The organism is Roseovarius confluentis (genome assembly GCF_002917925.1).
GTDB lineage: Bacteria > Pseudomonadota > Alphaproteobacteria > Rhodobacterales > Rhodobacteraceae > Roseovarius > Roseovarius confluentis.
Window position 1 is genome coordinate 94,588 of record NZ_PPFE01000004.1, and the last position, 13,388, is coordinate 107,975.

The 13,388-nt window shown below is 62.4% G+C and carries 15 protein-coding genes; 4 read left to right on the forward strand and 11 right to left on the reverse strand.

Annotation, left to right across the window (positions count from 1 at the left end):
* Positions 1-23 precede the first annotated feature (23 nt).
* Together rlmN and rpsU are read right to left on the reverse strand one after the other, a co-directional pair.
* On the reverse strand, positions 24-1,205 hold the full coding sequence (gene rlmN / locus C2I35_RS10945; RefSeq protein WP_103763426.1) for a dual-specificity RNA methyltransferase RlmN: 1,182 nt from the start codon (positions 1,203-1,205) through the stop codon (positions 24-26).
* A gap of 149 nt (positions 1,206-1,354) precedes the next feature.
* Positions 1,355-1,561 (reverse strand): 30S ribosomal protein S21, encoded by a 207-nt coding sequence (gene rpsU / locus C2I35_RS10950; RefSeq protein WP_007818122.1) that lies wholly within the window; start codon positions 1,559-1,561, stop codon positions 1,355-1,357.
* 125 nt (positions 1,562-1,686) lie between these two features.
* On the opposite strand from rpsU, the gene C2I35_RS10955 reads away from it, so the two are divergent.
* The 3 genes from C2I35_RS10955 (at position 1,687) to C2I35_RS10965 (ending at position 4,282) form a co-directional block, all read left to right on the forward strand.
* Positions 1,687-2,370: a COQ9 family protein gene (locus C2I35_RS10955; RefSeq protein WP_103763095.1), complete on the forward strand. Its 684-nt coding sequence runs from the start codon at positions 1,687-1,689 to the stop codon at positions 2,368-2,370.
* A gap of 251 nt (positions 2,371-2,621) precedes the next feature.
* The gene (locus C2I35_RS10960) at positions 2,622-3,734 is read left to right on the forward strand and encodes an exo-alpha-sialidase (protein ID WP_170067185.1); all 1,113 of its coding nucleotides are present in this window, start codon (positions 2,622-2,624) and stop codon (positions 3,732-3,734) included.
* Positions 3,731-4,282, forward strand: a complete 552-nt coding sequence (locus tag C2I35_RS10965) for a hypothetical protein (protein ID WP_103763097.1) — start codon at positions 3,731-3,733, stop codon at positions 4,280-4,282. The genes C2I35_RS10960 and C2I35_RS10965 overlap by 4 nt, the downstream gene beginning before the upstream one ends.
* A gap of 228 nt (positions 4,283-4,510) precedes the next feature.
* Here C2I35_RS10965 and C2I35_RS10970 read toward each other — a convergent pair whose 3' ends face one another.
* Complete coding sequence (locus C2I35_RS10970) at positions 4,511-5,140, reverse strand: ribonuclease T2 family protein (RefSeq protein ID WP_103763098.1); 630 nt, start codon at positions 5,138-5,140, stop codon at positions 4,511-4,513.
* A gap of 131 nt (positions 5,141-5,271) precedes the next feature.
* Here C2I35_RS10970 and C2I35_RS10975 point away from each other — a divergent pair, with 131 nt between their 5' ends.
* Entirely contained in the window at positions 5,272-6,039 is a 768-nt protein-coding gene (locus C2I35_RS10975) for a DUF1013 domain-containing protein (RefSeq protein WP_103763099.1), read from the forward strand.
* 76 nt (positions 6,040-6,115) lie between these two features.
* Here C2I35_RS10975 and C2I35_RS10980 read toward each other — a convergent pair whose 3' ends face one another.
* From C2I35_RS10980 to C2I35_RS11015, 8 genes are all read right to left on the reverse strand, one after another.
* Positions 6,116-7,015: a DMT family transporter gene (locus tag C2I35_RS10980; RefSeq protein ID WP_103763100.1), complete on the reverse strand. Its 900-nt coding sequence runs from the start codon at positions 7,013-7,015 to the stop codon at positions 6,116-6,118.
* Positions 7,016-7,102: 87 nt separating this feature from the next.
* Positions 7,103-7,696: a recombination mediator RecR gene (recR, locus tag C2I35_RS10985; protein ID WP_103763101.1), complete on the reverse strand. Its 594-nt coding sequence runs from the start codon at positions 7,694-7,696 to the stop codon at positions 7,103-7,105.
* Between the two features lie 16 nt (positions 7,697-7,712).
* Positions 7,713-8,057, reverse strand: coding sequence for a YbaB/EbfC family nucleoid-associated protein (locus tag C2I35_RS10990; protein WP_103763102.1), 345 nt, complete (start codon positions 8,055-8,057; stop codon positions 7,713-7,715).
* A 160-nt stretch (positions 8,058-8,217) separates the two neighbouring features.
* Positions 8,218-9,087: a Hint domain-containing protein gene (locus C2I35_RS10995; RefSeq protein WP_103763103.1), complete on the reverse strand. Its 870-nt coding sequence runs from the start codon at positions 9,085-9,087 to the stop codon at positions 8,218-8,220.
* A gap of 125 nt (positions 9,088-9,212) precedes the next feature.
* The gene (locus C2I35_RS11000) at positions 9,213-10,124 is read right to left on the reverse strand and encodes a Hint domain-containing protein (RefSeq protein ID WP_103763104.1); all 912 of its coding nucleotides are present in this window, start codon (positions 10,122-10,124) and stop codon (positions 9,213-9,215) included.
* Positions 10,125-10,309: 185 nt separating this feature from the next.
* Positions 10,310-11,200 (reverse strand): Hint domain-containing protein, encoded by an 891-nt coding sequence (locus C2I35_RS11005; protein ID WP_103763105.1) that lies wholly within the window; start codon positions 11,198-11,200, stop codon positions 10,310-10,312.
* Between the two features lie 32 nt (positions 11,201-11,232).
* The gene (locus C2I35_RS11010) at positions 11,233-12,126 is read right to left on the reverse strand and encodes a Hint domain-containing protein (RefSeq protein WP_245890468.1); all 894 of its coding nucleotides are present in this window, start codon (positions 12,124-12,126) and stop codon (positions 11,233-11,235) included.
* A 204-nt stretch (positions 12,127-12,330) separates the two neighbouring features.
* A complete protein-coding gene (locus C2I35_RS11015; RefSeq protein ID WP_245890469.1) occupies positions 12,331-12,990 on the reverse strand; it encodes a Hint domain-containing protein in 660 nt (219 codons plus the stop codon).
* Positions 12,991-13,388: the final 398 nt, after the last annotated feature.

Below are 13,388 nucleotides of genomic sequence, written 5' to 3' on the forward strand. Positions count from 1 at the left end.
CAAGCCCGGGATGACGTGAATTTTCACAGTCCCGCCTCGGCCTCGATCTCGCGGCGGGACTTGCGCTGACGCTCGGTGGCGGATTTGAGCTGTCCGCAGGCGGCCATGATGTCCTCGCCCCGCGGGGTGCGGATGGGCGAGGCGTAGCCGGCCTTGTAGATGATATCGGCGAATTTCTCGATCCGGTCCCAGTCGGAGCGCTGGTGCGGGGCGCCGGGCCATTCGTTGAACGGGATCAGGTTGATCTTGGCCGGGATGCCCTTGATCAGGTTGATTAGGCGGCGGGCATCCGCGTCACTGTCGTTGACGTCCTTGAGCATGACGTACTCGAACGTGATCCGCTCGGAGTTCGATGCCTTGGGATAGGCGCGCAGCGCATCGAGGAGCGCGGCGATGTTCCATTTGCGGTTGATCGGTACCAGCTTGTCGCGCACCTCGTCGGTGGTGGCGTGGAAGGAGACGGCCAACATGCAGCCGATTTCCTCGGCCGTCTTGTGAATTTCGGGCACGATGCCGGACGTGGAAAGCGTGATGCGACGGCGGGAGAGCGCAATGCCTTCGCCGTCCATGGCGATTTTCATGGCGTCGCGGACGTTGTCGAAATTGTAAAGCGGCTCGCCCATGCCCATCAGCACGATGTTGGACAGAAGGCGCGGGCCATCGGTGCCCATGCCGACGCCGGGCTTGGGCCATTCGTCCAGATCGTCGCGCGCCAGCATGACCTGGCCGATGATTTCACCGGCGGTCAGGTTGCGCACCAGTTTTTGCGTGCCGGTGTGGCAGAAGGAGCAGGTGAGGGTACAGCCAACTTGGGAGGAGATGCAGAGCGTGCCGCGGTCTTCCTCGGGAATGTAGACGGTTTCCACCTCGTGCCCGCCGGCGATTCGGACGAGATACTTGCGGGTGCCGTCGGCGCTGATCTGGCGGTCGACGATCTCGGGCAGCTCGATGACGAATTTCTCGGCCAGCTCGGCGCGGTAGGCCTTGGAGAGGTTCGTCATGGCGGCGAAATCGCGCACGCCCCATTGGTAGATCCACTGCCAGATCTGGTTCACGCGCATCTTGGCCTGCTTTTCCGGGGTGCCGTGGGCGATCAGGGTGTCGCGCAGGGCGTCGCGGGTGAGGCCGACAAGGTTGATCGGCCCCTCGGGCAGCTTACGGGGGATGGTCAGGACATCCTGGGTGATGGGCGCAGAATCGGTCATCGGATAGATCTCAACGGGTTCGGGTTGCGCCATCATATAGGCGCGGGCGGCTGATTCCAAAACGGGGATTGCCCCCTCGAATAAAGACAAACCCCCGAAGCGGCTGCCCGGGGGTCGTCTTGACAATGCGTGTGGCCATTGCGGCGGTCTTACAGGAGACCTTCGCGCTGGGCCTTCTTGCGTGCGAGTTTGCGGGCGCGGCGGATAGCCTCGGCCTTTTCGCGCGCTTTTTTCTCGGACGGTTTCTCGAAATGTTGCCGAAGCTTCATTTCACGAAATACGCCCTCACGCTGCAGTTTCTTTTTCAGGGCACGAAGCGCCTGATCGACATTGTTGTCGCGAACACTGACCTGCATGTGGTTGTCACCACCTTTCTAGGTTAAAGTTGCATAAAGTGCAGGAAGTGGCCGTATAGCAAAGCCGTCCTAGTTTGTCTAGGCGAAGGATGCCGATACAGATCAGCACGAAAAGGAGCCCCGGAATGAGTGATCCCGACGTGAAAACGCAGCTTTTGGAGGCGGCAAAACCGCATGTGGCCTTTGACGGATGGACCGAGGCCACGTTCCGCGCCGCGGCGGAGGATGCCGGAGTGTCCATGGGCGTGGCGCGCGCGGCATGCCCGCGAGGCGCCGTCGATCTGGCGCTGGCCTTTCACGAGGAGGGCGACGCGGCGATGCTGGAGCGGATGGCGCGGGAAGACCTGAGCCAGATGCGCTATAGCGAGCGGGTCGCGGCCGCCGTGCGCTATCGGCTGGAGGCGGTCGAGGACAAGGAACTGGTGCGCCGGGGCGTGACGCTGTTTGCGCTGCCGCATCACGCGGTGGACGGGGCCAAAGCGATCTGGGGCACCTGCGACAAGATCTGGGAGGCGCTGGGCGATACCTCGGACGACGTGAACTGGTACACGAAGCGGGCGACCCTGTCGGGAGTCTATTCGTCGACCGTACTGTACTGGCTGGGCGACGAGAGCGAGGGATACGTGCGGACCTGGGAGTTTCTGGACCGGCGGATCGAGGATGTGATGCGGATCGAGAAGGTCAAGGCTAAGGCGCGGGAGAACCGCGTGGTGAGCGGGCTGATGGCGGGGCCGCTGTCGGTGTTCTCGAAGATACGCAAGCCCGCGCCGGGGCGGACCGGCGGGTTGCCGGGGCGGTGGACACGGTAGAACGCCGGGCGTGGTGAGTTATTTCCCACCAAAAGTGGGTTTTCACCCACCCTACGTGACATCGGATATTGGTGCGCCCGGTGACGTCTGTCGGAGCCTCCGGCGGGGATATTTTCAGCCAGAGGAAAAGAGTGGGTCCTGCGGGCTGGGTGGCGGTGTGATCCGGCGCTGTTTGTTGCTTTTTCCGGGCGGGCTGATACCACGGATCGGATGACGGGGTTCAGGAAACGAGGCAAGCTGAGGCGATGGGCATGGCGCAGGTGGTGATCCTTTGCCTGATGGCGGTGAGCGTGGGCCTAAGCGCCTGGGCCATTGCGCGGGACGTGCCGCCGGTGTGGCGCTTTGCCGTGCCGGGGGCCGTGCCGACGGAGGGGGATCCGGCTTTCGAGACGGTCTTTGAGTACGATGTCGGAGAGGGTCAGGCGCATTCGGCATCGGTCGTGGTGACCGAGGGCGGCTTTGACGTGCTGTGGTTCGAAGGCTCGCAGGAGGCGCAGGCGGATGTGGACATTCACGGTGCCGCATTCAGGCACGGGTCGGAAGGGTGGCAGGCGGCCGGGCGGGACGTGCGGATCACGCGGGCGGCGCTGGGCGAGGCGATGAACCCGCCGCAGCTGGTGGTGACGCTGGGCAATACGGTGGAGAATGAGGCGAAACGGGGCCATGTGTTCGCGACGGTGGTGTCGGTGGGGGGCTGGGCCATGGCTTCGGTCGCCGATGTGGAGATGGGGGCGGCTGGGCCAGTGCGCGCCCGCAAGCTGAACCTTTCGCCGTTTCTGAACCGGTCGCACCTGGTTAAGTCGCCGATGGTGCAGTTTGCCGACGGGAGCATGGGCTTGCCGGCCTATTTCGAGATGGGGGCGGCGCATGGGACGTTGGTGCGGTTCGGGCCGGGTGGCCGGGTGCGGGATACGGCGCGGATGACCGGGGCGGGCCAGCCGATCCAGCCGATGATCGTGCCCTTGGGTGAGAACCGCGCGGTGGCGTGGCTGCGAGATTTCGCGCCGTCCGGGAAGCTGCTGGTGAGCCATACCGAGGATGGCGGGCAGACGTGGTCCGAGGTGGTGGCTTCGGACATGCCGAACCCGAGCGCGCCGGTGGCGGCGCTGCCGCTGGGCGGTGGGCGCATCCTGATGGCGGCGAATGACGACCCAGGTGGGGGGGACCGGCTTCGGCTGCTGTTGTCGGAGAATGAAGGGGACAGCTGGCGCGTGCTGCGGGAACTTGAACCGAACGGGGCCGGGGCGCGATATCCGATGTTGCGGCGGCTGAAAGAGGGCGGGATCGCGCTGGTCTACTCCGTTGGCAACAAGACGGGGCTTCGGGCGCATGTGCTGAACGGTGCCTGGGTGGCGCCCCAATGAGCGGGCTGGGTGCGACGGTGGGCGTGGCGGTGGTGCTGGGCTGGGTGGTGTTTGCCCTGAGCGGGCTGGTGCTGTCGTCGTCCCTGGCTGCCGGGCTGGCGCTGGTGGCCGCGGTTCTGGTCGGCGTTTTGTGGCGCGACACGGTGGCGTTGAATGGCGCGGTGGCGGTGTTGGCGCCGTTCGGGGTGATGCTGCCGGCGTTGGCGCTGCGGCATGTGGCGGTTTCCTTGGGTTGGGACGTGCCGGGGTTTTCGGGCGTGGAGATCGCGGTGTTCCTGTGCGCCTACATGGCGTTCCTGGCGTGCGCGTTCGGAGTGATCCCGGTGGATGTGTACCGGTTTGGCTATGCGCCGTGGCCGGTTGCGGGGATGGTGCTGGCGGTGTGCCTGTACGCGCTGGTGACGGGGAACTGGTTTCTGGCGGGGGTGGCGGTGCTGGGGCAGCTGGCCTGGGTGATGGGCTGGGGCAGCAGCAACTGGTTCGACTTGGTGCTGCACGTGCTGCTGGTGCCGGTGGCGGTTGTTGTGCTGGTGCTGCGGGTGGTCTGACGCAGGCGGCGGGCGTGAGGACGCTGCGCAAGCGGGCTTTTGCTGCCGCTGAGAATGGCTTCTTGTTAGCCCGGGGTGACGTATATCGTAGGGTGGGGTTTTACCCACCATCCCCGTCGCGGTGGGGTAAAACCCCACCCTACATGGGCTGTGACACGTCCGCTTCGTCCGCAAATCGTTTTTTTTCAAGGTGTTAAAGGTTGCAGGCGTAGAATGCGAAGGCTGGCTTCATCGAATCGGATCGAAAAGCGCATCGTCCAACGTGCAGTCGCGGATCACGTCGCGGCCGCAGGGGACCGGGGCGAGGTCGCGGGAGAGGCAGATGCGGGCTTCCTGGATGCGGCCCGCGCGGCAGGTGATCGTGATGCCGTCAGGCTCGAGCGTGGGGTTGGCCTTGAGAAAGGCTTCCTCGACCACGGAGGCGGGGAGCTTGACCGGGTCTTTCAGTTTGCGAAAGACCTCGGGGCGGGTGATGCGGCCGTATGCGTCTCGTGACAGGGCGTAGTAGGCGGGGGCGGAGAGGCCGGAGCAGGTGCCGTGTTTCTTCCATTGGTACCACGCCAGCCCGGAGGTGCCCATGATGTCGGCCATCTCGCCGGTCATGGCACGGGAGGGCGGGCGTTCGGCGGATTGGCAGTGTTCGGGCCAGCCTCGGTGGTATTGCGGCCAGAGCCCGTGCAGCACCCAGCCGTGATCGCGCGACGCGTCGCATTGGGGCGAGGCGCGGTCGTCGCCTTCGAGCGCGCACCAGGTGGGCGACCAGCTGAGGCTGAGGACGTAATAGTCGAATTCGCCGGGGCGATCGGTGTCCGCCGCTGCCGTGGTGGCGGAGAAAAGCAGGGCGAAAAGCAGCCGCATGTTCACTCTTTCTTTTTGTGTTCGGGGCTACTATATAGCCGCCAAGTTCCCCGACAACGAGAACCCGTCCCGGCCCCCGGGACCGCCGTTTCAGGCGAGGGGAAAGATATGCGTGAAGGAGCCTTTGAGAGATGTCGAAACCGTTGATGGCCAAGGCCACCGCCGTCTGGCTGGTGGACAACACCACGATCAGCTTCAAGCAGATTGCCGATTTCGTCGGGATGCACGAGCTGGAAATCCAGGGGATCGCCGATGGCGACGTGGCCGCCGGGGTGAAGGGGTTCGACCCCATCGCCAACAACCAGCTGACGCAGGAGGATATCGACAAGGCCGAGAAGGATCCGCTGCACAGGCTGAAGCTGAAATACAATGCCGCCGCCGTGGGCGAGGAAAAGCGCCGCGGGCCGCGCTATACCCCGCTGTCGAAGCGGCAGGACCGGCCGAATGCGATCCTGTGGCTGGTGAAGTTCCACCCCGAACTTGCCGATGCCCAGATCGCCAAGCTGGTCGGCACCACCAAGCCGACGATCCAGACGATTCGCGAGCGCACGCACTGGAACATCTCGAACATGCAGCCGATCGACCCCGTGGCTCTGGGCCTGTGCAAGCAGACCGAGCTGGACGCCGCCGTGCAGAAGGCCGCCGCCAAGAAGGCCAAGGAAGGCCAGGCGATCGACGATGACGAGCGCCGCAAGCTTTTGTCGACCGAGCAGAGCCTGGAGTCGGATGCCGAGCCGCGGATGCCCACGGCCATCGAAGGGCTGGAGACGTTCAGCCTGGGTGGGGAAGAGACCGCCGGCGAGGACGAGACGGAAAAGGAATACGACGCCGACAGTTTCTTCAACCTGCCCGATGATGACGGCGAGGATGACGAGGACGACGAGGACAACCGGGGCTGACGCCTGCCGGACATCGTTGATGACTGCGAACCGCGTCCGGAATCGGGCGCGGTTTTTTCGTGGGCGGCGCGCGTGATCAGGGAGTGGGCGCGGGGCGGGAGGTGGCCAGCAGGCCCGCGCCGACGATGAACGCGATGCCGAGAGACGAAAGCGTGTCGGGGCGTTCGGTGAAGATGAGCCAGCCCCAGAGGGCGGAAAAGCCGACGTAGGTGAAATCGAACGTGCCGATCACCGCGGGCGGTCCGTTCTGGTAGGCATAGGCGGCGCCGATGCTGCCGATCAGGATAGCGGTGGCGAGGATCGCGATGGTGCGCCAGTCGGCGGCGTCGAGCGTTGTCCATGCAGCGGTGAAGGGCGCGGCTGTGCCCGTCGGAGCAGGCAGGAGGGCGAAGGCGAGGCCGCCCGCCAGGATGAAGGCAACGTTCAGAACGGCGGAGAGCATCAGCGGGTGTTCGCCCCGGCAGCGCGTTCCGGTCATCAGCATGGCGACGGCATAGAGCATGGCCGCCAGCAGGGGCAGGAGCGCATGGGTGGACAGGCCCGAGGGCGTGGGCTTGATGATCAGGAGCACGCCGGCAAAGCCGATCGCCACGGCCAGCCAGTGGCGCGGGGCGATGGGGCTGCGGGTGGCCAGCGCGCCGAAGAGCGTGATGAAGAGCGGCGAAGTGTAATAGCCCGCCGCCGCGACGGACAGGGGCACATGCGGCAGGGCGGCATAGTAGGCGACCCACATGGCGACGAGGATCAGGCTGCGCAGGCTGGTCCAGCCGGGGTGGCGCAGCGCGAAGGCGGACCGCGCGACGAGCGCCATGAGGGCCAGCAGTACGGGCAGCACGAGGGCCGAGCGCAGGATGAACATCTGCCAGAGCGAGATCGCGCCGGATGAGAGCTTGATGAGCGCATCGCCGAGCGCCAGGGCCGCCACCGCGAGGGTGATGACGAGGATGGCGCGGGCGGTGTTGTTCGGGGGTGTCATGGTGTGAACGGCGTGGGTCTTCGCCCAGCAAAGGTGGGTTATCACCCACCCTACGTGGGATTGCGGACAGGTCGGGTCAGGAGCGGTTCAGAGTGCCTTTCGCGCGTTGAGGGCCGCGGTAATGGTGCCATCATCGAGATAGTCGAGCTCGCCGCCGACGGGGACGCCCTGCGCCAGCGAGGTGAGGGTGACGCGGTCTTCTAGCTGGTCGGCGATGTAGTGGGCGGTGGTCTGGCCGTCCACGGTGGCGCCGAGTGCGAGGATGACCTCGGAAATGTTCTCCGTTTCGATGCGGTCGACCAGCCTGGGGATGCGGAGCTGCTCGGGGCCGACCTGATCGAGCGCCGAGAGCGTGCCGCCAAGCACGTGGTAGCGGCCCTTGAAGACGGACGCGCGTTCCATCGCCCAGAGGTCGGCGACGTCCTCGACCACGCAGAGCATGCCGTTGGCACGTTTCTCGGACAGGCAGATATCGCAGGTCTCGGTGGTGCCGACATTGCCGCAGACGATGCATTCGCGGGCGGTCAGGGCGACCTGGCCCATCAGGTCCGCAAGCGGCGAGAGCAGCAGTTCGCGTTTGCGGATCATGTGCAGCACAGCGCGCCGGGCCGAGCGGGGGCCGAGGCCCGGCAGCTTGGCCATCATCTCGATCAGGGCATCGATGTCGCGGGTGGAGTTCATGAGGGCGGGAGGCGCCTCAGAACGGCAGCTTCATGCCTTCGGGCAGACCCATGCCCTCGGTCAGCTTGCCCATCTCTTCCTGCGCCTTTTCGTTAGCCTTTGCCTGGGCGTCCTTGATGGCGGCGAGGATCAGGTCCTCGACCACTTCCTTGTCGTCGGAGTTGAAGATCGAGGGGTCGATATCGAGGCTTTTCAACTCGCCCTTGGCGGAGCAGACGGCCTTGACCAGCCCCGCGCCGGATTCGCCGGTGACGGTGATGTTGTGCATCTCTTCCTGCAGGTCGGCCATCTTGGTCTGCATTTCCTGCGCGGCCTTCATCATTTTGCTCATGTCGCCAAGCTGGCCTAGTCCTTTGAACATCTGTCTCTCCCGGGGTTTGAGGGGTGTCGGGACATAGATACGGGCCGTGGGGGGTGTCGGCAAGGGGAGGGTGTGGGTTTGAGGGGCGGCGCGCGTGGGTTATCACCCACCCTACATGGTGTCGGGGCGGGTGCGCGGCGAAGCCGCCCCTCTTTAGTGTTCAGGCCGCGTGCATTTCCGCAATGCACAGCCGATCCCGGATCGCCTGCGGCACCAGCCGTGCGGCGCTGATACGGGGATAGGCCATTTCGTTGATTGTGCGGTCCTCGCCGTAGAGGTCGACATATTCGCGGTAGTTACTAAAACTCTGCCTTCCGACGTAGTCTATGAAGGTCTCGGCAGGGGCGCCATTGGCAAGGATGATGTCGTGGTTCTCGGTCTCGATATGGTAGTAGTTCAGACGGTTCGGCAGCTCGGCGGTCGGCACGAGGGTAATGGTCTCGCCGTTTACCAACGCGCCTGCAGTGATCACCAGCCCGTCAAGGATCATCCCATGATCTGCCGTTACTGTCAGGTCAGAGTATGGGACGCCATGTCCAAAGGCTCCGGCGTGGATGCGGACTGCCGCCATCGCCCGTCCCGCAATGGCCGTCGGGCGCGAGACCACGCCGATCCAGCGGACGGATGTGGCGGTGCCCTTTGCGGTGATCAACATGTCGCCAACCTGAAGGTCTTGAACATGCACTTCGCCGGTTTCCGTCAAGATATTGGTGTCGGGAGCAAAACAGGCGCCGTCAAACGTGGCGCCGTTTGCGGAGAATGTCGCCGGAGGAGACACAGGTTCCTGATCCATGAAAACAACGACGAATTGTGGGTCGCTGGCGAAGGTAAACGCCGGCCAATCCACACCGTCGATGGCAAACGTGCCAGCGTAAGTATAGTTGGCACCCAAAGTGGTGACCGTATCACCAGTTTCAAAAGACGTGTCGGCCTCGCCGTCGTCGAGCGTTTCGGTGAAAGGTCCTTGTGGTGGTCCAAGGTACGCGTTGTTCTGATACGCGACCGTGTATGTGTACGCAAAGGTTCCCATGATGTCCTGCCCCTCATTTATGCAATCGATTAGGACCAGAGCCTATTTCGGACGCGCGCGCAACGGTTCTGTCAGGTCAGTCGTGCGCGCGCAGGAATGACAAAGGGCGTCGCTTTTGACTTGGCTTAGGCCTGCAGCACTGCATCAAGACCTTGCACCTGTCCACAGAGACCGAGCCGGGCCTTGATCGCCTGCGGCACCAGGCGCGCGGCGCTGATGCGGGGCAGGGGCATCTCGACGATGGTGCGGTCGTCGCCGTAGAGGTCGACATACTCGGCGTAGTTGTCGAAGGCCTGCCGCCCGGCATAGTCGATGAACGTCTCGGCGGGCGTGCCTTCGGCGAGGATCATGTCGTGGTTTTCGGTCTCGACGTGGTAGACGGTAAAGCTGTCGCCGAACTCTTCCAGCGGTACCCAGTCGATGGACGTGCCGTTCACCAAAGCCCCTGCATTGATCAGCAAACCGTCGATCAAAAGCGCATGGTCGGCGGTCAAGGTAAGGTCGCGCGACGGCAGGCCATCTCCCAACGCACCTTCTCGCACACGTACTGGCATCAAACGCTCCGGTGCGCCAAACAGTGTAGAGACTTTCTGCTGGCCAACCCATTTCACCACGGTCGTTGCTCCACCCGAGGTCAAGACGGCGTCGCCAACTGTCAAATCTTCAACCGGTTTCGACCCATCCGGCGTCGCGATTGCCGTTCCTGTCAAAAAACAGATCAACAGGGTCTCTGCAGTGAACGCATTCACGTCGACAAAATCACCGGTTGAAAGCCCGCCCGCCCCAGGCGTCGGAAGGTAAACAACATAAAGGTCCGGATCAGAAGTGTTTTGGTTGACGGGAAGTTTGGTCCCGGCCAGTTCGAACGTTCCAACGTAGTCGAAAATGTTTTCGATCCAATCTTCGCCGATGTCCGCAATACCGTTCTCGGTCGACGCGGGCTCGGTTAATGTTCCTGAAGCGGTCGGGTGTACATTCAACACCTCGCCAGTTAAACTATTATAAATAAATAATGATTGGACTGTGTAGACGGCCAAAGGTCCTAGCTCCTAAGCTTTATTTTTCAATCTCGACGCAATTTATCTGGCGACCTGTCCCAGTCAATGAAATTCACCGGACTGCCGCTTGAAGTCTGCACCGGTCATGCTCACCGAAGGGTCGGGACGAGCGCAGATGAACCCAGAAGAGCCGGTCCTCGTGACTGGTGCCCAGCCTGCTTTGTTCAAGCGACCTTCGTGACCGCAGCTGAAAGCCTCATCTTGATGTTGCCTGGCACCAGGCGCGCGGCGCTGATGCGGGGCAGGGGCATCTCGACGATGGTGCGGTCGTCGCCGTAGAGGTCGACATACTCGGCGTAGTTGTCGAAGGCCTGCCGCCCGACATAGTCGATGAACGTCTCGGCGGGCGTGCCTTCGGCGAGGATCATGTCGTGGTTTTCGGTCTCAACGTGGTAGACGGTAAAGCTGTCGCCGAACTCTTCCAGCGGTACCCAGTCGATGGACGTGCCGTTCACCAAAGCCCCTGCATTGATCAGCAAACCGTCGATCAAAAGACCATGGTCGGCGGTCAAGGTAAGGTCGCGCGACGGCAGGCCATCTCCCAACGCACCTTCTCGCACACGTACTGGCATCAAACGCTCCGGTGCGCCAAACAGCGTAGAGACTTTCTGCTGGCCAACCCATTTCACCACGGTCGTTGCTCCACCCGAGGTCAAGACGGCGTCGCCAACTGTCAAATCTTCAACCGGTTTCGACCCATCCGGCGTCGCGATTGCCGTTCCTGTCAAAAAACAGATCAGCAGGGTCTCTGCGGTGAACGCATTTACGTCGACAAAATCACCGGTTGAAAGCCCGCCCGCCCCAGGCGTCGGAAGGTAAACAACATAAATGTCCGGACCAGCAGTGCTTTGGTTGACGGGAAGTTTGGTCCCGGCCAGTTCGAACGTTCCAACGTAGTCGAAACCGTTATCGGTCCAATCTTCGCCGATGTCCGCAATACCGTTCTCGGTCGACGCGGGCTCGGTTAATGTTCCTGGGGTGGTCGGGCGTACATTCAACACCTCGCCAGTTAAATTATTATAAACAAATCCTGATTGGAATGTGTAGACGGCCAAAGGTCTAGCTCCTAAGTTTTATTTTTCAATGTTCAAGCGACCTTCGTGACCGCAGCTGAAAGCCTCATCTTGATGTTGCCTGGCACCAGGCGCGCGGCGCTGATGCGGGGCAGGGGCATCTCGTCGATGGTGCGGTCGTCGCCGTAGAGGTCGACATACTCGGCGTAGTTGTCGAAGGCCTGCCGCCCGACATAGTCGATGAACGTCTCGGCGGCGGCGCCATTGGCGAGGATCACGTCGTGGTTCTCGGTCTCCACGTGGTAGTAGGTGACGCTGTCGGGTAGATCCTTCATCGGGACCCAGTCGATGGTGGTGCCATTCACCAGTGCCGAGGCATTGATCACCACGCCATCAAGGATCATTCCGTGGTCGCCGGTGACCGTCAGGTCGGTGTGCGGGATGCCATCGCCGAAGGCATTGGCCCTTATGCGCACCGGCTGAACGCTTGTACCGGCAAAGAGCCGGCGAACCGTCTGACGCCCAATCCATTTCACAGCCACGATGTCGCCCTTGGCCGTGCGCAGATTGGCACCAGCCTGCAGATTTTCGACATAAGTTTCACCATCGGGCGTACTGATCAAACTGCCGGGCGCAAAGCAGTATGTGTAAGGTGTCGTATCATCGAAGGTCAGGGTGGAACCTTGCAAACTGCCGTCATTCGACAGTTGGTAGACGGGATACGGAGGGCCGACAACGCGCTGGACAATGGGATCGCCACTGGGCTGCGCTGTTCCGATGATTTCAACGTCTTGTCCGGACTCGGACCAAGACAGATCGCCGTCGACCGGGGTCTGGTTGTCGTCTGCGCCGTCACGGTTGTCCGTGATCGTGTTGCTGACTGGTTGCGCTCCGGGATAGACGGTGCCGGTCGTCGGCGCCGTTTCGCCAAGGTAGTAAAAGAACGAATAGGTGGCTGTCGCGGGCACGGGGTACTCCGTTGTCACTAATTACAGGTCATCGGGTCTGTTTCTGCGTCGGGCGGGACACATGTTGCCGGCTGATCAGAGCCAAACCCCTCGTTTAAATATATCGCGCATGTGACCGGGCTTTCGTCAATGCCAGAAACCTTCGATACACATGACTTTTGCATGTTTTCGCAGACCATTCCGCGACACGTGCCGGCTTCATCGTCAAGCGGCCTGCCTCGCTCTGCCATCCAGCCGCATCCGGATGCTTTGCGGCACCAGGCGCGCGGCGCTGATGCGGGGCAGGGGCATCTCGACGATGGTGCGGTCATCGCCGAAGAGGTCGACATACTCGGCGTAATTGTCGAAGGCCTGCCGCCCGACATAGTCGATGAACGTCTCGGCGGCGGCGCCATTGGCGAGGATCACGTCGTGGTTCTCGGTCTCCACGTGGTAGACGATGAAACTGTCGGGCAACTCGGACAGGGGTACCCAGTCAATCGTCGCGCCGTTCACCAGTGCACCAGCGTTGATCACGCATCCGTCAAGGATCATGCCATGCTCGGCGGTCGTGGTCAGGTCCGTATGGGGCAGGCCATCGCCCAAGGCACCGGCGCGGATGCGGACGGGTTGCATGTGATGGCCGTGGCTAAGCCGGTGCAAGGTCTGACGCCCGATCCATTTGACGCGCACCGTATCGCCGCTGGCGGTCAGAATTGGGTCACCGTTGCGAAGGTCTTCGACGGCTGTGCTGCCAACCGGCGTCGTGATCAACGTGCCTGCGGCAAAGCAGGTGGCCAAGGGCGTGGTGACAAGCGTCGGAGGGGGGTCGGAGGCATAGTTCGTGGGATACCCGGACGACGTTGTCGCGGCAGTGGGGGACACGATGGTATGTCCACCAGCGCCAAAATTGGGATTATCAAAAACCAGGAACAAATCACCGCCTTCGAAATAATGGCCGGCAAAAGTTACATTCGGGGCGCCGTCAATGAGGGGATCGCCCAAGTTCCAAAACCCGTCGTCGGTTGCCGAGCTGCCGTAAACCGTAGGGTTGTCGGTTACTACGACCCGCCCTCCGTCCCCGTGGTAGGAAATCAAGCTTTCGATGTAATAGTCACGTGCCAAAACAAATTCCCCTCATTAAAGTACAGTTCGATTGTTAAAGGCGCGCTTTGTTATTTCCAATACTATTTTGAATTTTTTCAATCATTTGGATAAAGGGGGTGTCCGGTCGGGCACCTAGCATGGAGCGGGGCACAGATTTGCGACGGCCGGTACGCGGC

Bases quoted from the DNA above. Each gene is read 5' to 3' on its own strand.
- rlmN (WP_103763426.1), bottom strand. From the start codon at position 1,205: ATGACCGATTCTGCGCCCATCACCCAGGATGTCCTGACCATCCCCCGT.
- rpsU (WP_007818122.1), bottom strand. From the start codon at position 1,561: ATGCAGGTCAGTGTTCGCGACAACAATGTCGATCAGGCGCTTCGTGCC.
- C2I35_RS10955 (WP_103763095.1), top strand. From the start codon at position 1,687: ATGAGTGATCCCGACGTGAAAACGCAGCTTTTGGAGGCGGCAAAACCG.
- C2I35_RS10960 (WP_170067185.1), top strand. From the start codon at position 2,622: ATGGCGCAGGTGGTGATCCTTTGCCTGATGGCGGTGAGCGTGGGCCTA.
- C2I35_RS10965 (WP_103763097.1), top strand. From the start codon at position 3,731: ATGAGCGGGCTGGGTGCGACGGTGGGCGTGGCGGTGGTGCTGGGCTGG.
- C2I35_RS10970 (WP_103763098.1), bottom strand. From the start codon at position 5,140: ATGCGGCTGCTTTTCGCCCTGCTTTTCTCCGCCACCACGGCAGCGGCG.
- C2I35_RS10975 (WP_103763099.1), top strand. From the start codon at position 5,272: ATGTCGAAACCGTTGATGGCCAAGGCCACCGCCGTCTGGCTGGTGGAC.
- C2I35_RS10980 (WP_103763100.1), bottom strand. From the start codon at position 7,015: ATGACACCCCCGAACAACACCGCCCGCGCCATCCTCGTCATCACCCTC.
- recR (WP_103763101.1), bottom strand. From the start codon at position 7,696: ATGAACTCCACCCGCGACATCGATGCCCTGATCGAGATGATGGCCAAG.
- C2I35_RS10990 (WP_103763102.1), bottom strand. From the start codon at position 8,057: ATGTTCAAAGGACTAGGCCAGCTTGGCGACATGAGCAAAATGATGAAG.
- C2I35_RS10995 (WP_103763103.1), bottom strand. From the start codon at position 9,087: ATGGGAACCTTTGCGTACACATACACGGTCGCGTATCAGAACAACGCG.